The sequence below is a fragment of the Pelosinus sp. IPA-1 genome (assembly GCF_030269905.1).
Taxonomy (GTDB): domain Bacteria; phylum Bacillota; class Negativicutes; order DSM-13327; family DSM-13327; genus Pelosinus.
In genome coordinates, this window is the sequence record NZ_BSVC01000003.1 from 273661 (window position 1) to 299068 (window position 25408).

The following is a 25408-nucleotide window of genomic DNA, read 5'->3' on the forward strand; positions in this document are numbered from 1 at the left end:
CGTATAATAATATTAATGATTATTAATATACGTACTAAAGGAGAAATTTATGCTAAGTATTAATGATTCCATTGGCTATATCATCAGCACCACTGGCAGAAAGCTAAACCAATATTTCAGTTTAAGGTTTCAGTCGTTTGATATTACTTCGGAACAGTGGTCAGTATTAAATAAATTAGCGGAGCGAGATGGAATTTCCCAACGGGAGTTGGCAGAGCATACAGAGAAAGACTCAAATAATATTACAAAAATATTAGATCAATTAGAACGAAAAGGGTGGGTAAAAAGAATCGCGAATCCACAAGACCGACGCTCTTTTTTAGTGTATGTTACTGATGATGGGCTACTGTTAATTAAACAATTGGCACCTCTAGATGAAGAATTATTAAACGATGTATGTGCTTCACTATCTGCAGATGAAATTGCGTTATTACGCAAATTTCTTTTTCAGATAAATACAAATATAAACAGTAAGTCATAGTCGATCCATAGTAAATAAATAGTAAGGAAAGAGGGTTATTATTATGACAACAACGTATCAAAATGACAATGCATTGAATGGTATTATCGGCAAGCATTTTATCTACACGTATGACAATGGCTGGCAATATGAAATTTATGTTAAAAATGCAGATACTTTTGACTATCGTATTCATAGCGGCATGGTAGGCGGTCGGTGGGTAACGGATCAGAAAGCATTCATTGTCGCTATCTCGGACAATGTTTTCAAAATTTCTTGGGACGAGCCTACAGGAACAACGGTCAGTTTGTCCATCAACACAACCGCGCGTCACTTGCACGGTGTGATTTTCTTTCCGCGATGGGTTGCCGAAGCACCAGAAAAGACTGTTTGCTACCAAAACGAGCACTTGGATCTCATGAAACAATATCGGGATGCAGGTCCGACGTATCCAAAACTGGTGATTGATGAGTTTGCAACTATTACATTTGCTGAAGACTGTGGTGCGAATCGCGATGACGTGATTAATTGCCCACCCAGCGAACTACCGGCCCAATATGCCAGCCGTCGTAGTTGGAATTTATAGGAGGGTTACGATGAAAATGAAAAGTATGTACTCTATTTTATTATTAATTGCTACTCTGTTTATTTCTTGTAATACAATTGCATCGGCTTCTTCTCGTGACAGTCAGGAGTTGGAGGTTTCCCTTACTAGAAATCCTGTAAAATTAATTTCAAATGTTGTTTTTTCCCAACCATCCATGCGTGGATTTGATAATGTTCCTCTAAAAATGGATATTTTACAACCAGCTAGCAAAAAAGCGATACCGGCGGTTGTATTTGTTACTGGTGGAGGCTTTATCAATGCCAATAAGGATAATTACCTCCAGCAAAGAATGGATATTGCCAATGCTGGGTATGTTGTGGCTAGTATTGAATATCGAGTTGCCCCTACCAGCACATTTCCAGCACCGCTTGAAGATGTAAAATCGGCCGTTCGCTACCTGCGAGCGAATGCCGCGAAATTTGGCATTGATCCTCAGCGCATTGCGGTAATGGGAGGATCTGCAGGAGGATATCTTGCCGCATTTACGGGAGTAACAAACGGCATTAAAAAGTTTGATCAAGGAGAACATCTTGATCAGAGCAGTGATGTACAAGCAGTCATCGATCAATATGGTTTATCTGACTTAACTAAGGTAGCTGATGGCTTTCCGCAAGAAATACAAGACAGACATAAATCACCTGGAGCAACAGAAGCCTTGTGGGTAAATGGGTCTTCCGTATTTGGTGAACTAGGTTCAATTAATGATGTTCCAGAAAAAGCGGCAGCAGCCAATCCGATTACATATATTACGAAAGATGCTCCTCCTTTCTTACTGATGCATGGAAACCAAGATACTGTTGTATCACCAAAACAAACCGAAATTTTGCACGAAGCTTTAATTAGTAAAGGGGTGGATTCCACTCGATATATTGTAAAAGGTGCCGCCCATGGCGGGCCATATTGGCTTCAACCTGAGGTTATGAATATTGTTATTGATTTCCTAGACAAACATTTAAAATAAGAATTTGATAAAGTGATTATAAAAAAATGAAGGATGTTTCACAAGGTGAAACATCCTTCATTTTTGCGATATATTTTAATAATTCCCTTAGTCTAAAACGAAGCGCTAATTCTTCGTGTTAATCGTGTTTTTCGTCATTGCTTTGATCCAGTCCATATGGAATACAACATGAAGTATAACTAAAACGGTAAGGGCATAACTTGCCCATTCATGCAAAGATTTGACGTTTATGGCCCTTAGAAATGGCATTAAAGCAGGTGGTTTTATTGATAGAGCAATTCCTGTCATGATGCTCACGACTCCCAATAAGAGTAAGGCGATATCTAAATAATAATTTTTTTTAGGTTTTACTAACATAAGTTGATCCTCCGATTTGTTTTAATTCATGCTAATTATAATCGCTGAATGTGACAGGTATGTTACGATTTTCTTTACGGAAATAAAAAAAGTTTATATAAATTAGAAAATCAGAAAGAGATGGACTTGGTACTTTTAAACCAAGTCCATCTCTTTTTATGCAGATAAAAAAATGTACAGATGCATGGTTAAACGAGTTTACTGCGTTTTTAATAAATCAAGAGATACAATTGGATGATAAGGGGTGCTTGTTTCTACCATCTCAATGAATTTATCCAGGGCGCTGGTCATTAAAGCAGCCCTATGCCGAATCAAGAATGTTTTTGCGGAACTATATTGCTTAGGAATTGAAAAGGATCGTAGAAGCCCAAGCTTTTCATGTTTTTCAATGGCAGATTGAGGGACGAAAGACGCGCCTAGGCCTGCTATTACACCACTAATAATGGCATCCAGATTATTGAATTCCATAAATCGTAGATTGTTAATCGCGTTTGCTTTAAGCCAACTTTCAAGTTGGTCTCGATTGGGACATCCTACAGTGCTCATGAGAAAGGGTTTGGAATAAATTGTTTTCATATCAAGATCCTCAGGACTGGTAATCAATACGAGGGTTTCTTCAGATACGAGCTCTTCTACAATATTGTCGTCTTTGACAGATGCTTTAACAAAGGCACCGTCTAGTTGAAAATGTAGTATCTTATGCACAAGTTCGTCTGTTGAACCTGTTGTGAGTGACAGATCAACCTTGGGATACGCTTTGTGATACTGAGCTAAAACTTGTGGAAGATTGAGTGTGGAAACCGTTTGGTTAGCGCCGATGGATAAGCGTCCACTAGGTTCAAGCGAATCATTCATTGCTTTTTTCGCTTCGTCAAGTAAGTGGAGAATTTGTTCGGCGTAACACAACAGTTTTTCACCTGTTGGAGTTAATACCATGCCTCGTTGACGATAAAATAGCTGTGTTTTTAACTCCGTTTCTAGTTGTTGCACCCTCGCAGTCACATTTGACTGAACATAGCCTAGAGCTTGTGCCGCTTTTGTAATGCTGCCTTCCTGGGCCACTGCCCGGAAAATGCGCAGTTCATTGCTCTCCATGTGAAGTCCTCCTCTTATCTATCATTAAAAACGAATCATTGAATCATATTCCTTCATTTTACATGATAGTTAATCTCCTGTAAACTAGGCGTAGGCAATAAGTTGAAGGAATGCAGTGAGCAAACCCTTTGCTCACTCTCAGAATAAGAGGAGGATTTTATATGACAACTGTATGGCCACGAAAGTGGATTGTTTTGGCCGTTGTGACGTTAGTTTCATTTATTACTAACGTGGATGCCACGATCGTTATTATCGGATTACCAAGTATGGTAGAAGGATTGCATATTACGATGGTAACAGGACTATGGATTATTACGTCCTATATTATTACTAGCACTATATTTTTACTCCCCGCAGGAAGGTGGGCCGATATGGTAGGAACGAAACCTATTTTCATTTTGGGACTTGGGATTTTCACAATTGCTACAGTGCTATGTGGCATCGCCAACTCAGGAACTTCGCTAATAATTTTTAGATTTATTCAAGGAGCTGGCGCTGCCTTGGCTCTAGCAACAGCGACACCCATCATTGTGCGGACATTTCCGCCTCATCAACTTGGCTTGGCAGTGGGAATCAACTCTACTTCCTGGGTCATTGGATCCATCGCAGGTCCAGTGGTTGGTGGAGCACTAATCAGCCAATATGGATGGCCAGCTATATTTTTCGTAACCGTGCCCTTTGGGGTGATTGGCATGATCGCTGCTTGGTTCGTTCTCGAAGGCACAAGTGCTCCTGTAAAGTCAAAGACGGACTGGATGGGTATGGCGACTTTCGGTATTGGATTGGTCGCACTATTAATCGCCCTTTCCGAGGGACAGGCATGGGGCTGGGGTTCGGCAGCAACTCTTGGCTTGTTTCTAACAACGTTGGTGGCTTGGATTGCCTTTGTCATCACTGAACTACGGGTAACGCATCCAATGTTCAATTTTAGCCTATTATCCAATATACATTACTCAGCGGGATTGGGGATTACGCTAAATTATTGCATTGGCTACTTTGGTATCACTTTTCTTTTAACCCTTTATCTTCAGGGAGCACTACATCTAAGTCCTCTACAGTCAGGAATGCTGCTGATCCCGTTATCAGCGCCACAGCTTATTATGGGTCCCTTAGGCGGTGTACTTGCCGATCGTTTTGGCCCAGTGCGCATGATGATGATCGGCATTATCTTTCTCTCAGGTGGTTTATTTCTCTTGGGGAACCTAGGAGTGCAATTGTCCATGGCTGCAGTAGTGGTACCACTAATTATTATTTCCATTTCCAATGGAATTGCTTGGCCATCCCTGGCAAAGACCGTCCTTTCGGCTGCACCAAGAGAACACTCCGGATCCGCTTCAGGGATGTTTTACACCATCTATTATGTGGGTAGTGCGTTGAGCCAAACCTTGGCGTTGGCGGCAGTGGAATTCAGTGTGGCCCCAGACATCATTTCTCAGGCATTGATGGGAGGTTTGGAGGCGCAGGATCAAAATATAAAAACTAGTTTGGTTCATTCTATCGATAATAGTTTCTTATTTTTCATCCTCTTTTTCGCTCTCGCACTGCTACTTATCTTATTACTACGTCGTACACGTAGCGAAATAGTAGAAATCTAGAAGGCAATTTTAAAAATACTCTCCTGCAAACTAGTTTAGTTTGCAGGAGTTTGCATTTGTAATGGTAAATGAAATAGAAAGATAAGAATGTTTTCGAAAAGATAAATCAAGAAATATAGGAAATAATGGGACGGAGATATTGATGTTAACCTATATTCATCATTCTGATACAGTAATTGTCATTCTACATGAAATTTATGGACTTGACGAACATATTATGGATGTATGCGAAAGATTTTCAAAATATGAGATGGATGTTATTGCTCCTAATTTGATGAATGGCAGAGAGCCATTTAGTTATGACCAAGAAACGACGGCTTATCATTATTTTATGAATACTGTTGGTTTTGAAAGTGCATTTAAGCAGGCAAAAGAGGTTCTACATAATGTACGACATAAGTATAAAAAGGTGTATGTGTTGGGGTATAGTGTAGGAGCGACACTTGCTTGGTTGTGTAGTCAAACTGGTTTGTGTGATGTAAGTATCGGATTTTATGGTTCGAGAATACGAGACTATCTTGAGATCAAGCCGAAATGCCCTGTCCTATTGTTTTTTCCTAGTGAAGAAAAATCGTTTGATGTGGATGAATTGATTTCACGGTTAAATAACGTTAGTAATATACAAGTAGAGAAACTACCTGGTGAGCATGGATTTGCTAACCGGTTTTCGCGAAATTATAATGAACAATCGTCAAGTAAAGCTTATAAGGAAATACAATCATGTATTAAAGAAGCGTCCATTTTAGATTACAAAGGAGAAATATAAAATGGTAAATGAGCAACCCATCGCTATCCTGAACGGTGCAATCATTACAGCAGATGGAGAATATTCCTGTCGCACAATCAGCCTAGAAGAATGCAAAAAACTGATTCAGTGCGCACCAAAAATTATTTCTGCCGTAGGGCACAAAGCAACAGCAGAAGTAATAAGTGACCTTCTGGAAACAGAAGTGGCTTTAAATCGAATTGACTTCCATCAAGAAGCGGGGCAACAGGCACTGGTGTTCAAGCTCAACACTCGGCCCCCAGAGGGTATCATCCTCACTCGTGATGAAATTGAGGAATTTGGATACCAATTTCAGTTACTATCCAGGCTTTCCTAGAGGCTTACATAATAATAGAAATAGAAAAGGAAGATATCTATAATAATCTACCGGATAATTAGATTATTATGGGTATCTTCCTTTTTGATGTAACATATTACTGAATATGGGGTGGTTATAGGTTAAAAAGGAGGATACGATTTTCATGATAAAGTACGTAATATTTGACTTTAATGGTACTTTGGTTGATTCACTGCATGTTGTTATCGAAGTGTATAATCGGCTTGCTGGGGAGTATAAGTCAAATCAGATAGAGCAAAAGGATATTGCCTATCTAAAAGGATTATCGATTATGGAGAGAGCTAAGTTTCTTGATTTAAAATTATATAAACTCCCACTTCTAGCCATCGATATTTACAAACTATATAAACACTCCATAAAGGATCTTATTTTGTTTGCTGGAGTTAAGGAACTATTGGAAGAATTAAACGCCAGTGGTTTGCAACTGGCAATTGTATCAACAAATGCGGAGCAAAATATAAGAGAATGTCTTGAGCGTAACCAGATTGGCTTTATTAGTGAAATTATTTGTTCAAACAATATGTTTGGCAAGAATGAAGATATTAAAAGATTTATGAAAAAACACGACCTGAAAGATTCCGAAGTGATTTATGTAGGGGACGAAGCAAGAGACATTATTGCGGGCAAAAAAAGTGGTGTCAAGGTAATCTGGGTAAGTTGGGGATTTGATCATATTGATAATGCGAAAAAGGAAGATCCAAACTATATCGTGAATAAACCAGATGAAATTTTAAGTATTTGCCAGTCGATTTAAATAATAATTAAATAGAGAAGATACCCATAATCAACCTTATTAGTAGATTATGGGTATCTTCTTTTTGGTTCTGGTATCAGAATTTATAAGTTTCTAGTTAAAAAGATTGAACCACAAAGACACAATGCCGCTATCGCGGCACACAAAGAAGATGGGAATGAAATGGATAGAACCCCTTTGTGACCTTTGTGTCTTTGTGGTTCAAAAAGGACGCGTAGCGTTTTTCTTAATTCGATGAATTATTAATAGCAGAATCCAGCTGTTTTGTCATAATTTGGTCATGGTTTTATTCTATACTATACAAGAAAGAAAATCGGATACATACAAAACGTATTGAACTTTCCAAAGATAAATTATTTTGAGGTGGCTACATGATAAAAAAAGTTACGTTACTATTTACATTATTGACTCTCGTTACTGCTCAAGCTTTGGCAGCTTCTCCCCTTGAGCGAGAAATAAAAAATGATTTGCAAAAGTTTGATGGCCGAGTTGGCGTCTTTGCTCAAAATTTGAAAACTGGACGGACGATTGAATTTAACAAGGACGATATATTTCCCTCGGCTTCAACCAGCAAATTAGTGGTTGCCTTAGCGACCTATAAATATTTGTATCCTCAGGCCGATTCAGCCAAGGCCAGTCAATATGATCAGCAAATTCAGCTGATGATGACGGTTAGTGACAACAATTCATTTGATGAATTGTTAAATGAGATGGACACTGACCACAAGGATGTTTTGAGTCAGACTGTCAAGAATCTTGAGCTTCGCAAAACCCAAATTCATAATGAAGATGCTTTTAAGAAATATCAATACCATAGTGTAACAACACCCTACGAAATGGGGAAAGTATTTGAGAAGATCTATAACGACAAGTACCTGAATAAGGGCAAAAGTGAGCAGATGAAATACGAGTTGGCGAATACGATTTATAATGACGAAATCCCCCGCTACATGTTGACTCCAGTATTTCATAAAGTAGGTGAGCTGGATGAGATACTTTGCGATGTAGGGGTAATCCAGGATGGTCATGATCCGATCCTGATCAGCTTTTTTACGGCGACTGGGGATCATACCTATTCCAGCAATTTTATTGCTAGCGAATCAGCAAAGCTTTATAACGCCCTGAGGAGAAAATAGTAGCAAGTTAGACTGTGATGAAACGAATGTTTCAACACAGTTCTTTCCTATTACTCTAGCCACCCGTTGACAATTATCGGGCGGGAGGATTCGGTGTAGGCTCTAAGGAAAGATTTGGACCATGCAAGGGAGGGCTCTAATTGGATCGTGATAACACCCATTTGCTTACCTTTATAGTAGCGATTAATTTTGGACTGGTGGTACTTGTAATCATAGAGCTCTTAGTTGATGTTATTAAGACTTGAATTTGAATAGAAAGGCGTGAATGAGAATTTATGAAACCGCTTGATGAATTGATTAATAATCAAGATTCTGCATGGCCTCTTATACAAAACTGGCTTTCAAAAGCAAGGAATAAGGTGGAAGTTCTTCCGGTGAATAAAGAGCAAGCTGAAACAGTTCTATGCGATTTGCAGGTTACGACTCGCTCCTCATTAGGTACAGTCGCTTATCATACAGGTGGGATATTATTTGATAATGGTTGGTTGCGTTTCTTGGGCTCAGGGCATAACTTGCTGCCTAGAAACTTATCAACATGGAATCAATTTGATACCCAAAGAAAAGCAAGAAAATTAGATGGCGGTTTGCTCATTGCAGACGATGTAGTAGGCGGATTCTTTGCTTTAAATCGTGGATTATTTGAAGGGAAAATAGGAGATGTATTTTATCTTGCTCCCGATACACTGGAATGGGAGTGGCTAGAAATGGGATATTCTGAGTTTTTGTATTGGGCTTGCACAGGAAAGTTAGAACAGTTTTATGAGACCTTTCGATGGAATCGTTGGGAAGAAGGAGTCAAAAAAACCAATGGCAATCATGGAATACAAATATATCCTCATATATGGACGAGAGGCGAAGAGGTAATTAACCCAGCGAGGTCAATCGTACCGATAGAAGAACTTTGGAACTTAAATATGATGTATCGGGAAAAGTTCGGTTGCTGTTCCTATTAATAATGATTACTTTAGCAGATTTATATAACTAGATAGAAATAATCTTGGCGATTAGTTGGCGATTACTTGGCAATTAGTTGGCGATTACATGGCGATTACAGATATTAAAAATTCCCGTTTAGTATAAATTTAAACCTCCCTTTAAGTACAGAAATGATTACGTAGGCATCGTTTTTGGTGCTAATTTTGATAAATCCAGTATTCTTGGTTATTTATGGAGAACTTAAAGGAGCTCCTACGATTTAAAAAGCTCCTTTAAACATGGAATGTGAAGTTGTAGATGGAATCGACATGCCTAATCATGATGACTAAACAATAGACCAATCCATAAAGGAGATATGTATTATGGACAAGGAGCTATCAGTTTGGCAAGGCCTTCTAATTAGTTCAATAATAACGCCTATTTGTCTACACTTACAGTATCCATTGAATCTTATGGCTATGCTTCTTGCAATTTTGGTGTTTTTCGTATACGTCATTACAGACAGAAAAAAATATAACATAATTAATTTTGCTGGAATGTATAGTATTATTATTGGCTCCATAGTAGGTGTAATGATGATTACGGGTAAGCTAGATGATTTTTCTGTATTTGCTCAGCTTTTAGCGAGTATGGGTATGATTTTTCTAGGTATCATCTTAATAGGGGTAGGTAATCACATCACGAATCCGGAAAGAGTTCCTAAGAAAACACTGTATTTTGGAACGGCCTTTTTCTGTTTTATCTTGGGAATCTATTGGCTTTTATTCGAACTACTTGAGTAGATTTATATAACTAGATAGAATAAACTTGGCGATTGGTTGGCGATTACTTGGCATTTAGTTGGTGATTAAAGATAAAAGAAACTCTCGCTTAGTATTAAAGTTATGAGGGATAGGTTAATTGTCCCGAAGAGGAAAGCCTAAAACAGAACCCTATCTTGGTAAAACAATGTATATTGTAAAATTTTAGCAGGATTTAGCATTTAATAAAGAGAAGATACCCATAATCTACTTGGATACTAGATTATGGGTATCTTCTCTTTTAGATTTGACATAGTAGTGAAAATTGAAAGATATATGGATGGTGACAAAGCATAAAACTACTATTTATATGCAGTAGAAACAAATGGCGAAGCTTAACAGCCGAGAAAATATTTCATGGTGTTAATGGCCATGAAGTGAGGTCGGTAGGGACTGAGGACAAGGCTCGTATTAAGGTAACAAGAGGGCATATTGGCTGGGCGGACTTCATTTTTGTAATGGAAAAGAAACATATAAGACGACTTAGAGAAAACTTCAGTGATATACTCCCAAACAAAAAAGTTGTATGCCTCAATATACCAGATGAATATCAATTTATGGATCAAGAGCTAATTGATATTCTTATATCCACCGTATCAGAACATATTGAGATTCCAATGACGTTAGATGAGTAGGACTTCTTTAAAGAAGGATGATCTTTAGTAGTATATCTAAAAGATGGTGATCTGAGTCTACTTGAAACATGGTGCCTGTCCCCATGTTTCTTACATGGTGTTAATGGCTATGAGGTGAGGTCGGCAGGGACTGAGGACAAAGCCCGTATCAAAGTAACAAGAGGGCATATTGGCTGGGCAGACTTCATCTTTGTAATGGAAAAGAAACATATAAGACGGCTTAGAGAAAGTTTCAGTGATATGCTCCCAAACAAAAAAGTTGTATGTCTCAATATACCAGATGAATATCAATTTATGGATCAAGAGCTAATTGATATCCTTATATCTACCGTATCAGAACATATTGAGATTCGAATGACGTTAGACGAATAAGGCTTCATTAGGGAAGGATGATCTGTACTAGTAGTAGCTAAAAGATAATAAAAGATGGTGAATGAAACCGTTTTGTTATGTTGAAATTACAGTTCCCAAAATTGATTAAAAAGGGATGGAATGTATTTATGAATGATTTTGGATATCCCCAAATCTGTGATTTATGCAAGGACGTTGATGAATGTAATTTAGAAGTTGTTCATCCCTTTTACGAAAAACGAGTAGAAAGTAATATACGCCTAATGCTCATAGGGCAAGATCCAACTATTTTTAAAGGCAGAAATAAAGTTAAGACGGTTTTAATGCTTGATAAAGAAAATGGACAAATTTCAAGATGGCTGAGAAATATATTTGATGATCAATTTGACCAAGTTTCTATTTATGCGACAAATATTGTTAAGTGTACGTTTAAAGTTCCACCATCTAAGACGCTAGAGGGAGGGTTTAAGTATTTAACTCCCTTCTTTAAAAATTGTAAGAAGTATGTAGTTGAGGAAATTGGATTGTACAAGCCTCATTTAGTAATGACGTTAGGTGAATCAACTCACAAGTTGTTTAGAACTGTTCTTGATCAGAACAATGTTCCTCAGAAGATGCAACAAGCATTTTCGGGAAATTTAATAAGAGCTTCTGTCCAGGGAGTATCCTTTGATTACACACCTTGCCTACATATAAAAACCTTTAGGGTAGCTGATATCTATGGTGATGCCGTAAAAAGTTTTAAGAGTGGTATAAATTCTTATTTTAAATAATCGATTTTGAAAGATGGATAAATTATTTTCAGTTATTATATGAGATATCAATAGAAATTTCAAATACTAGATTATCTCATGATGTTAAAGGGTCGAAATATGGTAATAAGTTATATGTGTAGATCTTACAATGGAAGAGTTAGAGACGATGAAATAATTTATATTCTTTTCTAAGCCAGTATTAGATTTAACGGTAAACGTTATAGGTTTTGTTTTTGAAGATATCTAAAGGATGTGCGTGTATGATTCAAGATGTTAGCAAAGAGAAAATTATTGAAGTATTACAATTTTTTGATACTACATTGAGGAATACAAAAGAGTGGGTAAATTGGGATGAACATGCAAATCACAAATATGCGATTTCTTATGAGGGAGTCCTATATCCAGTAAAGGAGATTGTATCAAGAGCCACAGGGACACCCAAAAATAAATTTTATGGTGGCTACGAAGCAAATTCTTATCTAGAAAGGCGAGAGTTCTCGATTGTAAAATTACATGATAAGCTTAGTCAAGAGGAGCCAGATTCTATTCAACAAGCGCTGGAAATTATTTTAGCTAACTACGGGGAAGCCAAAAGAGAAACATTAAATTATTTGAGTCCAGTTTGCATTGCTATTGAGCAAGTGAAAAAGGGAATACAACAAAGTGATATGTTGAAAAAGTATCCAAATATAGAAGTTGAATGGTCGGTTGGCAAGGGTACTTGGGCCAATATTCCTTGGTTAGCAATGTTGGATAAAAATAAGACATCGATGAAAAAAGGGATTTATTTTGTCATCTTATTCTGCAAAGATATGAGTGGCTTTTACTGTACCTATAATCAAGGTATTACAAATCCTGTAGCGCAATTGGGTAAAAAAGAAGGACATTTATTTCTTGCTAAAAATGCAGAAATACTTCGTGAAGAGCTTGACTCATTAAAAGAGAGAGGTTATTCATTAGATAGTGACATTGATTTAAAGTCGGATTCTGGTATTGGCTCCAACTATAATATATCTACCATTGCCCATAAATTTTATGCAGCTGGTAGTGTACCTGAGGATTCAGATATATTAAAAGACATTGATGTGGTATTACATGCATATCAATCTCAACCAGCAATGAATACAGAAAATAATATAAAAGAGCCGATAGAAATTATAGAAGAGTTAAAACAATGCGAATATAACACCATCCTTTACGGTCCTCCAGGAACAGGAAAAACATATAGTGTTATTGATCGATGTTTAGAGATTATGGATAGTACCCAATATGAGCTTTTGATTGATAATCCTAGTAAGAGAAATGAAGCTATGGCAGAGTTTAAACGATTAGTAAACAATGGCAGAGTTGCTTTTTGCACTTTTCACCAATCTTACGGATATGAGGAGTTTGTGGAAGGATTACGTAGTGGTGCAAATGGGGGATTTATACCAACCCCAGGAATCTTTCGCCAAATTTGTGATTCGGCGGTGGCAAGTACAACCGAGCTGGTTACTGGTTATAATTTTGATGAGAATAAAATAGATTTTTGCAAAATGTCATTAGGTAATACATTAGATGGTGAAGAAGATATATATGAATATTGTTTGGATAACAATGTGATTGCGCTAGGCTGGGGTAGTGATATTGATTATAAGGGTTGCTCTGATAAACAATTAGTTGAACAACGGTATAAAGCAAAATATAACAATAATAATGAAACTTTTAATATTACTGCTATTGATCGATTTAAGAATCAGTTTAAGATAGGCGATATGGTGTTTATATCTCATGGAAACCATAATTTGAAAGCTATCGCAAGAATAACGGGCGAATATTTCTATGATCCCAATACTAGTATAGGGTACAACCATTTTCGATCGGTCGAGTGGCTATATATAAGTAAGGATGCCATGATTCCTGTGAAGCAAATTTTGAAAGATAAGGTTTTTTCACAACAGACCATTTATATGCACAACAAGGTAGATATAAACTTCGAAAATTTGAGAAGTTATATTTCAGATATAAAAGAGCAACTACCGAAAAAATTTATCCTGATAATTGATGAAATTAACCGGGGTAATATATCAAAAATTTTTGGTGAACTGATTACATTGATTGAGCCGGACAAGCGCTTGGGAGCAAGGAATGAAATTACGGTGACATTACCATATTCAGGGGATACCTTCGGTGTTCCGCAGAATCTTTATATTTTAGGTACGATGAACACAGCAGATCGTTCCATAGCATTGCTTGATACCGCCTTACGTCGTCGCTTTTGCTTTAAGGAGCTTTTGACGGATTATTCATTGCTATCGGATGACATTGACGGCATAGATGTAAGGCAAATGCTACGAACACTCAATGAGAGAATTGAATTTTTATATGATCGGGATCATATGATCGGTCATGCTTACTTTATTGGTGCTAAGACCATATATGACCTTATCGAAGTAATGAAATACAAGGTCATTCCATTACTACAAGAGTATTTTTATGAAGACTGGGAAAAGATTGAACTAATTTTTGATGGGGCAGCAATAGAAGAAGATGATAGCTATTTTTTAGTTAAAGAAGAGTTAAATTCGGATAAGATCTTTGGTAAGGCATTTGGTAGGGAAGAACAGAAGAAAGTTCGTTTCCGTGTAATAGAAAATCCTTCAGTAAAAGCATTTCAACGAATTTATGGAGATGTATCAAATGGCTAACAGGAAGGCTGGTAGTATAAAAACAATAATTGTACAAGAATGCTACCAGGAAATCCCTATATGTGATAATGATCCACATGCTTTAACGAATCGAGAAGCGAATGAAATGGCTAGCTATATTAAACAAAGTAATTTAGATAATTGCAATTTTGTTTGGGGTCGACAAAGTTTGAGAATTATTAACTATGTAGGATATATTCGATTATCGACAGTCGCGATTGAAATCTTACCTAAGACAGGTACTGCCACTGGTGAGCATAGTAGAAAAGTCTTACTGGATATGCTTTACCATAGTCGATACTGTGAGGTAGACTACTCTGCAATTAGTGAACTAAAGGACGTTAAGCATAACTTATTTGAGATTTTTGGCTATTTATTTGCAGAAAATCTTAAGAAAGAGTTGCTTAGAGGTGCAGCTGCTTCATATATGTTGGTAGAAAATAATTTGACTGTACTAAAAGGGCGCTTACAGGTAAGTAAACAAATTAGTAATCTTTGTCGTGGTACTGGGAAAGCTTATTGCCAATATGATGAATTTACAATTGATAACGCTTTAAATCGAATCTTAAAATGGGCTGCGTTGTATTTAATTCATAAAGTTCGGAATGAGCGAACAGTGGCATTGCTAAAGTTTTGTTTGCTTCATTTTGATGAAGTGGATGGACGAGAAGTAAGTTCCGTACATCTGGATCGGGTAAAATTTGATAGAACGAATCAACGATTTTTAAACGCGTTTACATTGGCTAAAATGTTTTTGCTGGATCGTTCGCCAATTAGCTCAACTGGAACAAATCAGAACTTCGCATTGCTATTTAGCATGAGCGATCTCTTTGAGAAGTATATATCGGTAGTAATGAAGCGCTATATTGATTATCAGGTATATGCGCAACATGCCAAATACAAGTTGTTAGTAAATGAAAGAACGGAACGTGGAACATATTCTTTGCAGCCGGATCTTGTATTATGTGACAATGAATGTGAAAAGCTCATTGTGGATACAAAATGGAAGGCTATTAGTGATAGTTCTTTTCGTCATGGGGTTAAGCGAGAAGATTACTTTCAAATGTACGCATATCTGACACGATACTCTACGGTTGATACAGTAATATTACTCTATCCTCATAACAGTAATATTACTAGAGGGTCAGCACAGATGCTTGAGTCTTACTATTTAGAAGATCAACCATATAAGCGACTACGGGTATACACTGTTGATTATGAATGTATAGAAAAAACTGTAGAAGACCTAAAGAAAATTGTATCGGAAAATATGGCAAATATATATCTTTGAAATAAACCCGAGATTAATCTTGGTTTTTTCAAAATACAACGATCTAAAAATGGGCGTTGTATTTTTTTGTAAGAAAGTAAAAAACAAGGAATATCAATGATCGAAGGTGAAATATAAGATATCTAGTTCTTATGTACAAGAAAAGGGAAATGTGAGTATTACAAAGATAAATTTTGGCCGAATTTCCCATTAATACAACTTATTAGCGACGTTTAATGTAGAATGCTTGTTCCTTGGTTGATCATATCGTAAATAATGACTATCATAAATTGAGTTGGGATAAGATATGGACCTGTCCTCATATTTTATTTTAAGATAGGAGAAACGATGAAGACTGAAGCAGAAACACGAAAAGAACTAATTGATGCAAAACTATATACAGCAGGTTGGGATGTAAACAACCTTACCCAAGTTTCAAAAGAATTTGATATTTCAGTGCCCTTACCAGATGGAGTGCGAGAAGCGCGAACACCTTACGAAGGTCATCAATTCAGTGATTATGTTCTATTGGGGAGAGATGGAAAACCGCTGGCTGTTGTGGAAGCAAAAAAGAGTTCCAAAGATGCTGAGGTCGGTCGGGAACAGGCGAAACAGTATTGTTACAACATTCAAAAACAAAATGAAATTAAAAAAAACGGTGGAAAACTTCCTTTCTGCTTTTATACGAATGGTCTTGAAATTTACTTCTGGGACTTAGGGAATTACCCTCCTCGAAAGATATTAGGTTATCCAACACGAGATGATTTAGAGCGGTTTCAATATATTCGCGAACATAGAAAGCAACTTGCTGATGAACTAATCAATACAGAAATTGCTGGAAGAGATTATCAGATTCGAGCGATCCGTTCTGTAATGGAGGGAATTGAAAAGAAACAACGAAACTTCCTTCTAGTGATGGCCACAGGTACAGGTAAAACAAGAACATGTATTGCCCTTGTGGATGCACTCATGCGTGCAGGCCATGCACAAAGGGTGTTATTTCTGGTGGATAGGATTGCTTTACGGCAGCAGGGGCTAGAAGCTTTCAAAGAACATTTACCCAATGAACCTCGGTGGCCGAAAGACGGCGAAAAACTCATTGCAAAAGATCGTCGTATCTATATTTCAACCTACCCCACGATGCTCAATATTATCAGGGAAGAGGAAAACACCCTTTCACCTCACTTCTTTGATCTAATTGTAATTGATGAAAGCCATCGTTCCATATATAATACCTATGGAGAAGTACTTGACTATTTTAAAGCGATTAACCTCGGACTAACCGCAACTCCGACAGATATCATAGATCACAACACTTTCAAGCTTTTTAATTGCGATAATGGCCTTCCAACGTTTGCTTACACATATGAAGAAGCGGTGAATAATATACCGCCCTACTTGTGCAACTTTCAGGTGATGAAAATACATACCAAGTTTCAGGATGAGGGCATTAGCAAGCGAACAATCTCTCTGGAAGATCAAAAACGATTAATTCTTGAAGGCAAAGAGATAGAAGAGATTAATTTTGAAGGCTCCGATCTGGAGAAAACTGTTATCAACAAGGGAACAAATGCGCTCATTGTTAAAGAGTTCATGGAAGAGTCGATTAAAGATGCAAACGGTGTATTGCCTGGGAAGACGATATTCTTTTGTTCTTCCAAGTCTCATGCCCGGCGGATTGAAGAAATATTGGATTCTCTGTACCCTGAATACAACGGTGAACTAGCTAAGGTGCTTGTTTCAGAGGATTCAAGGGTCTATGGCAAGGGCGGTCTTCTAGATCAGTTTAAGAACAACGATATGCCGCGCATTGCTCTTAGTGTTGATATGTTGGATACCGGCATTGATATTAGAGAACTGGTGAATCTTGTTTTCGCGAAACCTGTCTATTCTTATACTAAGTTCTGGCAAATGATTGGCCGTGGTACGAGACTTTTAGAACCACATAAAATAAAACCATGGTGTACGATAAAAGATAGGTTCCTTATTTTGGATTGCTGGGATAACTTTGCATATTTTAAGCTCAATCCTAAAGGCAAGGAAGCAACAGTTCAAATTCCGCTCCCAGTGCGCTTTGTCGGCATCCGACTTGATAAAATTGAAAAGGCAATCGACACGCAAAATGACGCTATTGCCGTAAAAGAGATTAGTAAGCTCAGACTACAGATTCAGGAACTCCCGCAAAATTCGGTGCTGATTCAAGAGTCTGCCACAGAATTGCAAAAACTTGAAGATGAAAATTTCTGGACAAAATTGACTCATGAAAAAATTGAGTTTTTACGCACTACTATAAAACCGCTTTTTAGAACGGTTTCCCAAACCGATTTTAAGGCCATGCGATTTCAGAAAGATTTGCTTGAAGCATCCTTGGCGAAGCTGGCAGATGAAAAAGAAAAATTTGAAACCTTAAAGGATAATATTGTCGAGCTGATTGGTGAACTTCCCCTTTCAGTCAATATTGTTGCAAGAGAAGAGTCTATTATTAAGCTTGCTCAAACTAATCACTATTGGGTAAAGGCAACGGATGAAACGTTTGATGAACTTGCCGAAAAGTTATCTACATTAATGAAATATCGTGATGGTGATATTCAATCTTTAGGACCCGCTAAGTTTGACTTTGCCGATTTACTGAAAACAAAAGAAATGGTGGAGTTTGGGCCGGAACATTCAGCGGTGAGTGTTTCTAAGTATCGTGAAATGGTAGAAAAGCTCATTATGGAGCTTACAGAACGTAACCCGATTTTGCAGAAGATCAAAGAGGGCAGAGCGATTACCGAAGATGAGGCACAAGAACTTGCCACCATGTTACACGATGAGCATCCTCATATTACGGAGGATTTACTTAAAAATGTGTATAAAAATCGCAAAGCAAAGTTCATTCAGTTCATTAGGCATATCTTGGGCCTGGAAGTATTGGAAAGCTTCCCGGAAGCAGTCACTAGAGCATTTGAACAATTTATCCTTAGCCATACCAATCTAAGTTCCCGGCAACTGGATTTTTTAAATCTATTGAAAGAATTTATACTGGAAAAAGAGATTGTGCAAAAGCGAGACCTAATAGAATCACCTTTTACCGTATTACACCCACAGGGAATCCGTGGCTTGTTTACCCCTGCAGAAATTAACGAAATCTTAGAACTAACAAAAAAGGTGGCAGCATAACTTGTTACAAAATAACGCAGCACTTAAAAGTAAAATTAATCAACTATGGGATAAATTTTGGAGCGGTGGTATTTCCAACCCTCTCACAGCTATTGAACAGATTACCTATCTGCTATTTATGAAGCAACTGGATGATCTTGATCTGAAACGGATATCGGATGCTGAATTTACAGGTGAAAAGTATACCTCTAAATTTGATGGAGAGTTTACCCTGCCCGGCACCGATCAAAAGGTTGATAAACAGACTCTTCGTTGGAGTGATTTTAAACAAATGCCAGCCGAAGAGATGCTTTCTCATGTGCAGATGAAGGTATTCCCCTTCTTGAAAATGCTCAATGGAGATGAATCACCCTTTACCCATCACATGCAGAATGCGGTGTTTATTATCCCTAAGCCTGCCTTGCTGGTAGAAGCCATATCCACCATCGAAGAGATATTTGCGGAGATTGAAAAAGATGCTAACGCAGGCGGACAGGCATTTCAGGATATTCAGGGGGATGTCTATGAAATGCTTCTCTCTGAAATTGCCTCAGCAGGCAAAAATGGACAATTTAGAACGCCTAGGCATATCATTAAGCTCATTGCCGAGCTAGTAGAACCACAACTGGGCAACCAGATCGCTGATCCCGCCTGCGGAACGGGCGGTTTTTTACTTGGTGCTTATCAGTATATGGTGACCCAGCTTGATAAGAACAAGAAGAATCTTCAGCCTGACGAAGATGGTTTTATTCGTAATTCGGTGAGCGGTCTCTTGACTAAAAAGGTGAGTGATATTCTCAATGACAGCTTGTATGGTTACGATATCGATGTAACCATGGTGCGGCTTGGTCTGATGAACTTGATGATGCACGGCGTGGACACTCCCCACATTGATTACAAAGACACTTTGAGTAAAGGTTTTACCGAGTCCAACCAATATCAAATTATTATGGCCAATCCTCCATTTACCGGCAGTATCGACAAAGGCGACATTAATGAATCTCTTAAATTAGGAACTACCAAAACTGAACTTTTATTTGTGGAAAATATTTATAACTTACTTAAAATGGGTGGCACTGCCGGCGTAATTGTGCCTCAGGGTGTTTTATTTGGCAGTGGTAAAGCCTTTGTTGAAGCAAGAAAAATACTTGTTGAGAAGTGTGAGCTTAAAGCCGTTATCGCCATGCCCAGCGGGGTATTTAAACCCTATGCTGGAGTCAGCACCGCTATTTTAATTTTTACTAAGGGCGGGGAAACGGAGAGTGTCTGGTTTTATGATATGCAAAGTGACGGTTATAGCCTGGATGACAAGCGGGCAAAACTTGAGGGGTATGGAGATTTACAGGATATTGTAACCCAGTATAAAAAGCGGGATCAGCGGAAAGAAAGTGACCGTAAAGAGAAGTTTTTCTTTGTACCTAAAGATGAGATTGTTGCAGAAAACTATGATCTCTCGATGAGTAAGTATAAAGAGGATGTTTTTGAAGAGGTTGTATATGAGAAACCAAATATGATTCTTGCCAAGCTCAAGGCGATGGAGAACGAGATTAATCAGGAATTGGCTGAGTTTGAGGGGATGTTGGGATGAAATATACTTCTATTAATAAAGTTTTAACTGATAAAATATCTGGAGAATGGGGTGTAGAGCCAGAAGATGATTGTGGTGTAAAGATTATCCGAACTGCTAATTTTACGAATTTAGGTGTTATTGATTTTTCGAAAATTGTCTTTAGAAAGATTGAATCGAAAAAGATTGAACAAAAAAAACTTATTTCAGGTGATGTTATTGTTGAAAAATCTGGAGGTAGTCCAACACAACCGGTAGGTAGGGTAGTTTATTTTGAGAATCCGGATAATTCAATATATTTATGTAATAATTTCACGACAGTATTAAGAGCAAACAAATCCATTGTTTTTCCTAAGTATCTTTTCTATATACTTTTTTATAATCATTTGACAAGAAAAACACTTCGATTTCAAAACAAAACTACTGGAATAATTAATTTAAAGCTAGAAAATTATCTAAAAAGTGAAATACCACTTCCTCCCCTGGACGATCAAATCCGCATTGCCACCGTTCTCACCCGGGCGGAAAAGCTGATTGCCAAACGCAAGGAAAGCATCAAAGCGTTGGATGAACTATTGAAAAGCACTTTTCTGGAGATGTTTGGGGATCCAGTGCGTAATGAGAAGGGGTGGGAAGAAAAAGTAATATCAGATGTCTGTGATGAAATCGTTGATTGTGTTAATAAAACTGCGCCACAGTCAGCAATTGTAACGCCGTATATCATGATACGAACATCAAATATTAGAAATGGTAAGATATCTTTGGACGTTGTGAAGTATGTAGATGAAGCAACTTATGCAATTTGGACAAGGCGTTCTGTTCCCCGAAGTGGAGACATACTTTTTACAAGAGAAGCACCAATGGGAGAAGTTGGACTGCTTAATTCTAATGAAAAAGTTTTTTTGGGTCAAAGAGTTATGCAATATCGTTGTAATAATGCAAAAATAAAACCAATTTTTTTATTATATATTATGCAAACAGGATTTTTTAGTAAGCAAATAGAACGCCTCGGCAAGGGGTCAACAGTTAAGCATTTGACTGTGCCTGATTGTTTCAAGTTTATAATTCCGGTTCCACCTCTTACTCTCCAGAACCAATTCGCCGCTATCGTCAAAAAAATTGAATCTCTCAAAATAAAATACAACCAAAGCCTCACCGAACTGAAAAACCTCTACGGTTCCCTCAGTCAAAGGGCATTTAAGGGAGAATTGGATTTGAGCAAGGTTTCGCTGGAAAAAGCAAACCAAGTAATAGAACTTTCCGATGAAGGAATGGCTGCAGCAACTATGACTAATGAATTATCCGCATTAAAAAAATAATCAGAAGCCGAGTTAGAGATGATAAGGAAGACACAGCTTATATCCATCAGTGGAATGGTGCTGTGTCTTTTGCTATATCTAATCATTAGTAAGTTATAGTGTGCGGTTCATTTTTGTTGACGTCAACAAAATGATCGAGTTAAGCAAAAGTATACAACGAGAAATTGATGACATCTACCATGAAGAAAAGTTTGAAAAAAACGTCAAAATATGAGATACTGCTGTTACGTTTTACATGGTATACTTCAATCACTAAAAGTGAAAGAGTAGCAAAGATATAGCAATAGATGAAGCCAATATGGGGGAATGATTTTGAAAAAGTTTGCTTTTGTATCGGATTTTGATGGGACATTAACGGATCGAGATTTTTATCATATAGTTATTGATACCTATCTGCAGGAATGGGGCATGCAGTTTTATGAGGATTGGAAAAAGACGAAAAAGATTAATGTAGAGTTTCTAAATAAAATCCTAGGGGCGATAGGAAGAACTGAGGAAGAGATTCTGACTGAAATTCATCGTATACCGTTGGATGAGTATGCGGTTGATTTTATTCATAGAGTACAAAAGGCAGGCGGAGAATTTTATATCTTAAGCGCTGGGACAAGCTATTATATTGACCGGTTACTTGCGCACCGGCAGATTGAAGGTGTGAAGGTTATCTCCATGGACGGAGTATACAAAGATGGGGGTATCGAGATCACTCCAGATGAAAGAAGTCCTTATTTTTCTGAGATTTTTGGCATTAATAAAGCCAAAGTAGTAGAAGATTTGAAAAAGGAATTTGAGACAGTTTTTTTCGCTGGAGATAGCGAGCCAGATTTAGGAGCAGCTAAAGAAGCCGACGTTGCTTTTGCTAAAAAGGATCTAAAAGAACTGCTCAGTAAGGAACAACAAGAATTTGTCCCTTTTGAAAAGTTCAAAGAGGTTGAAAAGTATCTGGAAGATAGAGGATGGCTTGCATAATGGGTGCGTTGGCTTTACTCTGTCATCAGAGCAAAGAAAGAACTAAGTAATCTAAACACGGAAAATGCCCTTGATACTGTGAATTCAGGATCAAGGGCATTTTCCGCATAATCTTTTTACTCGAAAAACAATGTAGGGGCGAGAAGTCTAAACAATAAGATAGTGAACCATTATCTTAGATTTTTCTACAGATAAGATGGAAAGAGTATATTGTTTAGTAGTGTTAATTTATTTTTTACTGCGTTCCTTAAATTGAATATAGGATTCGATTTCCTTACGGTCTGCATCTGTAAGGCTATTAAGTCTTTGCAATAAATTTAGATTTTCATGTGATATTTCTGTTGTTTGTAATACAGGGCTAGTATCTAAGGAGTTTACTCTATCTAGAAGATAGTCTGCGCTAACACGAAAATAGTCAGCGATGACGACAATTGTCTCTAATGAGGGTTGCTTTTTACCTGATTCGTAATAAGCAATTGTACTTTGAGAAACGCTTAATAGCTTTCCTAGATCTTCTTGGGTCATATTATTATTTGTTCTTAGTTTTTGGAGGTTTTGTCCAAACTGCTTCATTACAATCACCTTCCTCAATACTATTATAATATGACTAAAAGTAATACTTTATAATTTATAACTAAACGTCATAAAAATATTGACATATGACTAAAAGAGATATTATAATAAAAATATAAATGACTTTTAGTTATAAAAGTAGGTGATAAAATTTGAAAAATAAACGGCTTATTCAGAAAAGAAGAGAATTGAAGCTTACTCAAAAACAAGTAGCACTCGCAATTGAGATATCGCAATCTATGCTCTCGTTGGCAGAGTCTGGAGATAGGACTTTGGATGATGCTAATAAAATCAAGCTTGCTAAATTTTATAGAGTAACTGTTGAGTGGCTTTTTTTTGAAGAATTTTATGACTAAAAGATATAATTGCGGAGTAAAAATTAAGCTAACTAAGGAGGTGATGAATTGTTTCCTATAAATCAAACCTGCCAAAAAAAGAAAGTAACAATCAGAAGTCCTTCCTTTTATAAGTTATCAGCCAGAAACTTTTCTAAATCCTATTACCTAGATTATACCAGTAATATTTGTAAAATTCTGCATTTTATCCCGAAATGAATGGAGGTATGTAAAGTGTCAAAAGTTGTTCTGATTGTTGGTGGAGGGAGAAGTCTGGGAGAATATCTGAGTAAGCATATGGCTAAGGAAGGCTATGAAGTAGCAGTTGCCGATGTAGTGTATGAAAATGCCCAGAGGGTGGTAACGGAGATACAAGGTAATGGAGGCAAAGGAATGGCCGTGGAGGTGAATGCTTGCATAGAGGCCGAGGTGCAAGACATGATACAAAAAGTCGTCGATGAATTAGGTAGCATCGACCTATTGATCTATAATGCGGGACTTGCTAAGAGTAATAAGATTACAGAATTCCAATTAGATGCTTTTACTTCTATGGTGGATGTCAATCTTAAGGGATTTTTCCTTTGCGCCAGGGAAGTAGCGAAGGTGATGATCGCCAAGAACAGGGAAGGCTCCATCATCGTCATTAATTCGAAATCAGGTAAGGTGGGCAGCAAACACAACAGTGGCTATTCGGCGTCCAAGTTTGCTGCCGTTGGTTTAACGCAAAGCCTAGCCTTGGATTTAGCGGAACATAACATTCGGGTGAATTCGATGATGCTTGGCAATCTTCTAGATTCTGATATGTTTGAAAGCTTGATTCCCCAATATGCATTGAAGCTAGGTGTGCCAGAGGCGGCAGTCAAGCAGGTGTATATTGATAAAGTACCTTTGAAGAGAGGTTGTACCTTTGAAGATGTAGCCAATGTGGTTACCTTCTATGCTTCGGAGAAAGCCAGTTATTTAACGGGGCAATCGGTCAATATTACTGGTGGACAAGTTATGCATTAAGGGCTTGGGGTGGGAGGTCTTACGATGGAGTATATGTGGACCGCAGCAGGAGTCTGGTTATTGCAAGGGGTTTTGGGGGTTTGGCAAACTAGGCATTTTAACCAAGGCTTCAAACAGCTAAGGAAAGAGGGGCGGGTAGTCGTCGGTAAGTCCAAAGGGCGAATGAGTGCTGGGGTGGTAGTGATGTTTTGTTTGGCTACAGATGGCAAGATCATCAGGGGGGAAAAGATGGCGGGGGTTACCAGTTTTGCTCGTCTAAAACCTTTCTCTGTTTTTAATCATTGGGATCTTCTAGAGCTTACCCCTAGTGCTTGTGGTGGATTAGATAACGCAACAAGAAAAGCCGTCTTACAGGCGGTGAAAAATTACCAGGAGTTCAGAAAATAGGAGAGTGAGGATATTTTATGGATGTGTTGATTTTTTTGGCAAAAGGTTTTATTGGTATGTTTAATGAGGGCGGCAAAGTGTTTGTCAGTATGTTGACGGGGATTGTACCGACGCTCATTACCTTGCTGGTGGCGATGAATGCATTGATCCGTTTTGTCGGTCAAGAGCGTATTGAAAAGTTAGCACATATGTGCGCTGGCAATCCCATTGCGCGGTATTTGATTTTACCCGTCGTCGGAACCTTTTTCTTTTGTAATCCGATGACGTTGTCCTTGGGGAAATTTATGCCGGAAAAATACAAACCCAGCTATTATGCAGCTAGTTCTTTTTCTTGTCATACCTTAAATGGTCTGTTTCCCCATGTAAATCCTGGTGAGCTATTTGTCTTTCTCGGCATTGCGGCGGGCATCACCCAGCTGGGTTTATCTACCGTTGATTTGGCAGTACGCTATTTTCTGGTGGGTGTTGTGACCAACTTCTTTCGCGGCTGGATCACGGACTATACCACCGCTTACGTGGAAAAACAGCAGGGCATTACATTGAGAAGGATAGTGAATACGGTACAATCTGGTATAAATGGTTAGGAGGG

The 25408-nt window shown here is 37.8% G+C and carries 26 protein-coding genes; 23 read left to right on the forward strand and 3 right to left on the reverse strand.

The window, feature by feature from the left end:
- Window positions 1-49 precede the first annotated feature (49 nt).
- From QSJ81_RS08045 to QSJ81_RS08055, 3 genes are read left to right on the forward strand one after another with little or no spacing between them, the layout of a single operon-like run.
- Window positions 50-481, forward strand: coding sequence for a MarR family winged helix-turn-helix transcriptional regulator (locus QSJ81_RS08045; protein ID WP_285716893.1), 432 nt, complete (start codon window positions 50-52; stop codon window positions 479-481).
- Window positions 482-524: 43 nt separating this feature from the next.
- Window positions 525-1046 (forward strand): phenolic acid decarboxylase, encoded by a 522-nt coding sequence (locus tag QSJ81_RS08050; RefSeq protein ID WP_285716894.1) that lies wholly within the window; start codon window positions 525-527, stop codon window positions 1044-1046.
- A 10-nt stretch (window positions 1047-1056) separates the two neighbouring features.
- Window positions 1057-2028, forward strand: a complete 972-nt coding sequence (locus tag QSJ81_RS08055) for an alpha/beta hydrolase fold domain-containing protein (RefSeq protein ID WP_285716895.1) — start codon at window positions 1057-1059, stop codon at window positions 2026-2028.
- 105 nt (window positions 2029-2133) lie between these two features.
- Here QSJ81_RS08055 and QSJ81_RS08060 read toward each other — a convergent pair whose 3' ends face one another.
- Both QSJ81_RS08060 and QSJ81_RS08065 read right to left on the reverse strand, forming a co-directional pair.
- Complete coding sequence (locus QSJ81_RS08060) at window positions 2134-2385, reverse strand: DUF4405 domain-containing protein (RefSeq protein WP_285716896.1); 252 nt, start codon at window positions 2383-2385, stop codon at window positions 2134-2136.
- 198 nt (window positions 2386-2583) lie between these two features.
- Window positions 2584-3480 (reverse strand): LysR family transcriptional regulator, encoded by an 897-nt coding sequence (locus tag QSJ81_RS08065; RefSeq protein ID WP_285716897.1) that lies wholly within the window; start codon window positions 3478-3480, stop codon window positions 2584-2586.
- Window positions 3481-3641: 161 nt separating this feature from the next.
- Between QSJ81_RS08065 and QSJ81_RS08070 the strand changes: the two genes are divergently transcribed.
- From QSJ81_RS08070 to QSJ81_RS08145, 16 genes are all read left to right on the forward strand, one after another.
- Window positions 3642-5075, forward strand: coding sequence for a DHA2 family efflux MFS transporter permease subunit (locus QSJ81_RS08070; RefSeq protein WP_285716898.1), 1434 nt, complete (start codon window positions 3642-3644; stop codon window positions 5073-5075).
- Window positions 5076-5217: 142 nt separating this feature from the next.
- Window positions 5218-5841 carry a dienelactone hydrolase family protein gene (locus tag QSJ81_RS08075; RefSeq protein WP_285716899.1) on the forward strand — a complete coding sequence of 208 codons (624 nt, stop codon included), beginning with the start codon at window positions 5218-5220 and terminating at the stop codon, window positions 5839-5841.
- A 1-nt stretch (window position 5842) separates the two neighbouring features.
- On the forward strand, window positions 5843-6178 hold the full coding sequence (locus tag QSJ81_RS08080; protein WP_285716900.1) for a YddF family protein: 336 nt from the start codon (window positions 5843-5845) through the stop codon (window positions 6176-6178).
- Window positions 6179-6323: 145 nt separating this feature from the next.
- Window positions 6324-6953: an HAD-IA family hydrolase gene (locus QSJ81_RS08085; protein ID WP_285716901.1), complete on the forward strand. Its 630-nt coding sequence runs from the start codon at window positions 6324-6326 to the stop codon at window positions 6951-6953.
- A gap of 371 nt (window positions 6954-7324) precedes the next feature.
- Entirely contained in the window at window positions 7325-8089 is a 765-nt protein-coding gene (locus tag QSJ81_RS08090) for a serine hydrolase (RefSeq protein WP_285716902.1), read from the forward strand.
- A 275-nt stretch (window positions 8090-8364) separates the two neighbouring features.
- Window positions 8365-9042, forward strand: coding sequence for a DUF2625 domain-containing protein (locus QSJ81_RS08095; RefSeq protein ID WP_285716903.1), 678 nt, complete (start codon window positions 8365-8367; stop codon window positions 9040-9042).
- Window positions 9043-9387: 345 nt separating this feature from the next.
- Entirely contained in the window at window positions 9388-9807 is a 420-nt protein-coding gene (locus QSJ81_RS08100; RefSeq protein ID WP_285716904.1) for a hypothetical protein, read from the forward strand.
- A gap of 395 nt (window positions 9808-10202) precedes the next feature.
- Window positions 10203-10460 carry a hypothetical protein gene (locus QSJ81_RS08105; RefSeq protein WP_285716905.1) on the forward strand — a complete coding sequence of 86 codons (258 nt, stop codon included), beginning with the start codon at window positions 10203-10205 and terminating at the stop codon, window positions 10458-10460.
- A gap of 114 nt (window positions 10461-10574) precedes the next feature.
- Window positions 10575-10832: a hypothetical protein gene (locus tag QSJ81_RS08110; RefSeq protein WP_285716906.1), complete on the forward strand. Its 258-nt coding sequence runs from the start codon at window positions 10575-10577 to the stop codon at window positions 10830-10832.
- A 128-nt stretch (window positions 10833-10960) separates the two neighbouring features.
- Window positions 10961-11584, forward strand: coding sequence for a uracil-DNA glycosylase family protein (locus QSJ81_RS08115; RefSeq protein WP_285716907.1), 624 nt, complete (start codon window positions 10961-10963; stop codon window positions 11582-11584).
- 242 nt (window positions 11585-11826) lie between these two features.
- On the forward strand, window positions 11827-14253 hold the full coding sequence (locus QSJ81_RS08120) for an MrcB family domain-containing protein (RefSeq protein WP_285716908.1): 2427 nt from the start codon (window positions 11827-11829) through the stop codon (window positions 14251-14253).
- Window positions 14246-15544: an McrC family protein gene (locus tag QSJ81_RS08125; RefSeq protein WP_285716909.1), complete on the forward strand. Its 1299-nt coding sequence runs from the start codon at window positions 14246-14248 to the stop codon at window positions 15542-15544. The genes QSJ81_RS08120 and QSJ81_RS08125 overlap by 8 nt, the downstream gene beginning before the upstream one ends.
- A 327-nt stretch (window positions 15545-15871) precedes the next feature.
- Complete coding sequence (locus QSJ81_RS08130; protein ID WP_285716910.1) at window positions 15872-18685, forward strand: type I restriction endonuclease subunit R; 2814 nt, start codon at window positions 15872-15874, stop codon at window positions 18683-18685.
- A 1-nt stretch (window position 18686) separates the two neighbouring features.
- Window positions 18687-20252: a type I restriction-modification system subunit M gene (locus QSJ81_RS08135; protein WP_285716911.1), complete on the forward strand. Its 1566-nt coding sequence runs from the start codon at window positions 18687-18689 to the stop codon at window positions 20250-20252.
- Window positions 20249-21550, forward strand: a complete 1302-nt coding sequence (locus QSJ81_RS08140) for a restriction endonuclease subunit S (protein ID WP_285716912.1) — start codon at window positions 20249-20251, stop codon at window positions 21548-21550. Before QSJ81_RS08135 ends, QSJ81_RS08140 begins: the two co-directional genes overlap by 4 nt.
- Window positions 21551-21856: 306 nt before the next feature.
- A complete protein-coding gene (locus tag QSJ81_RS08145; RefSeq protein WP_285716913.1) occupies window positions 21857-22516 on the forward strand; it encodes an MtnX-like HAD-IB family phosphatase in 660 nt (219 codons plus the stop codon).
- Window positions 22517-22744: 228 nt separating this feature from the next.
- Here the strand turns inward: QSJ81_RS08145 and QSJ81_RS08150 are convergent, their stop codons facing one another.
- The gene (locus QSJ81_RS08150; RefSeq protein ID WP_285716914.1) at window positions 22745-23089 is read right to left on the reverse strand and encodes a helix-turn-helix domain-containing protein; all 345 of its coding nucleotides are present in this window, start codon (window positions 23087-23089) and stop codon (window positions 22745-22747) included.
- A gap of 152 nt (window positions 23090-23241) precedes the next feature.
- On the opposite strand from QSJ81_RS08150, the gene QSJ81_RS08155 reads away from it, so the two are divergent.
- From QSJ81_RS08155 to srlA, 4 genes are all read left to right on the forward strand, one after another.
- Entirely contained in the window at window positions 23242-23445 is a 204-nt protein-coding gene (locus tag QSJ81_RS08155) for a helix-turn-helix transcriptional regulator (protein ID WP_285716915.1), read from the forward strand.
- A 213-nt stretch (window positions 23446-23658) separates the two neighbouring features.
- Window positions 23659-24432 (forward strand): sorbitol-6-phosphate dehydrogenase, encoded by a 774-nt coding sequence (gene srlD, locus QSJ81_RS08160; RefSeq protein WP_285716916.1) that lies wholly within the window; start codon window positions 23659-23661, stop codon window positions 24430-24432.
- Window positions 24433-24456: 24 nt separating this feature from the next.
- Window positions 24457-24819 (forward strand): transcriptional regulator GutM, encoded by a 363-nt coding sequence (locus QSJ81_RS08165; RefSeq protein WP_285716917.1) that lies wholly within the window; start codon window positions 24457-24459, stop codon window positions 24817-24819.
- Between the two features lie 17 nt (window positions 24820-24836).
- Window positions 24837-25403: a PTS glucitol/sorbitol transporter subunit IIC gene (gene srlA / locus QSJ81_RS08170; RefSeq protein ID WP_285716918.1), complete on the forward strand. Its 567-nt coding sequence runs from the start codon at window positions 24837-24839 to the stop codon at window positions 25401-25403.
- The last annotated feature ends 5 nt before the right edge of the window (window positions 25404-25408 follow it).

Bases quoted from the DNA above. Each gene is read 5' to 3' on its own strand.
- QSJ81_RS08045 (WP_285716893.1), top strand. From the start codon at position 50: ATGCTAAGTATTAATGATTCCATTGGCTATATCATCAGCACCACTGGC.
- QSJ81_RS08050 (WP_285716894.1), top strand. From the start codon at position 525: ATGACAACAACGTATCAAAATGACAATGCATTGAATGGTATTATCGGC.
- QSJ81_RS08055 (WP_285716895.1), top strand. From the start codon at position 1,057: ATGAAAATGAAAAGTATGTACTCTATTTTATTATTAATTGCTACTCTG.
- QSJ81_RS08060 (WP_285716896.1), bottom strand. From the start codon at position 2,385: ATGTTAGTAAAACCTAAAAAAAATTATTATTTAGATATCGCCTTACTC.
- QSJ81_RS08065 (WP_285716897.1), bottom strand. From the start codon at position 3,480: ATGGAGAGCAATGAACTGCGCATTTTCCGGGCAGTGGCCCAGGAAGGC.
- QSJ81_RS08070 (WP_285716898.1), top strand. From the start codon at position 3,642: ATGACAACTGTATGGCCACGAAAGTGGATTGTTTTGGCCGTTGTGACG.
- QSJ81_RS08075 (WP_285716899.1), top strand. From the start codon at position 5,218: ATGTTAACCTATATTCATCATTCTGATACAGTAATTGTCATTCTACAT.
- QSJ81_RS08080 (WP_285716900.1), top strand. From the start codon at position 5,843: ATGGTAAATGAGCAACCCATCGCTATCCTGAACGGTGCAATCATTACA.
- QSJ81_RS08085 (WP_285716901.1), top strand. From the start codon at position 6,324: ATGATAAAGTACGTAATATTTGACTTTAATGGTACTTTGGTTGATTCA.
- QSJ81_RS08090 (WP_285716902.1), top strand. From the start codon at position 7,325: ATGATAAAAAAAGTTACGTTACTATTTACATTATTGACTCTCGTTACT.
- QSJ81_RS08095 (WP_285716903.1), top strand. From the start codon at position 8,365: ATGAAACCGCTTGATGAATTGATTAATAATCAAGATTCTGCATGGCCT.
- QSJ81_RS08100 (WP_285716904.1), top strand. From the start codon at position 9,388: ATGGACAAGGAGCTATCAGTTTGGCAAGGCCTTCTAATTAGTTCAATA.
- QSJ81_RS08115 (WP_285716907.1), top strand. From the start codon at position 10,961: ATGAATGATTTTGGATATCCCCAAATCTGTGATTTATGCAAGGACGTT.
- QSJ81_RS08120 (WP_285716908.1), top strand. From the start codon at position 11,827: ATGATTCAAGATGTTAGCAAAGAGAAAATTATTGAAGTATTACAATTT.
- QSJ81_RS08125 (WP_285716909.1), top strand. From the start codon at position 14,246: ATGGCTAACAGGAAGGCTGGTAGTATAAAAACAATAATTGTACAAGAA.
- QSJ81_RS08130 (WP_285716910.1), top strand. From the start codon at position 15,872: ATGAAGACTGAAGCAGAAACACGAAAAGAACTAATTGATGCAAAACTA.
- QSJ81_RS08140 (WP_285716912.1), top strand. From the start codon at position 20,249: ATGAAATATACTTCTATTAATAAAGTTTTAACTGATAAAATATCTGGA.
- QSJ81_RS08145 (WP_285716913.1), top strand. From the start codon at position 21,857: ATGATTTTGAAAAAGTTTGCTTTTGTATCGGATTTTGATGGGACATTA.
- QSJ81_RS08150 (WP_285716914.1), bottom strand. From the start codon at position 23,089: ATGAAGCAGTTTGGACAAAACCTCCAAAAACTAAGAACAAATAATAAT.
- QSJ81_RS08165 (WP_285716917.1), top strand. From the start codon at position 24,457: ATGGAGTATATGTGGACCGCAGCAGGAGTCTGGTTATTGCAAGGGGTT.
- srlA (WP_285716918.1), top strand. From the start codon at position 24,837: ATGGATGTGTTGATTTTTTTGGCAAAAGGTTTTATTGGTATGTTTAAT.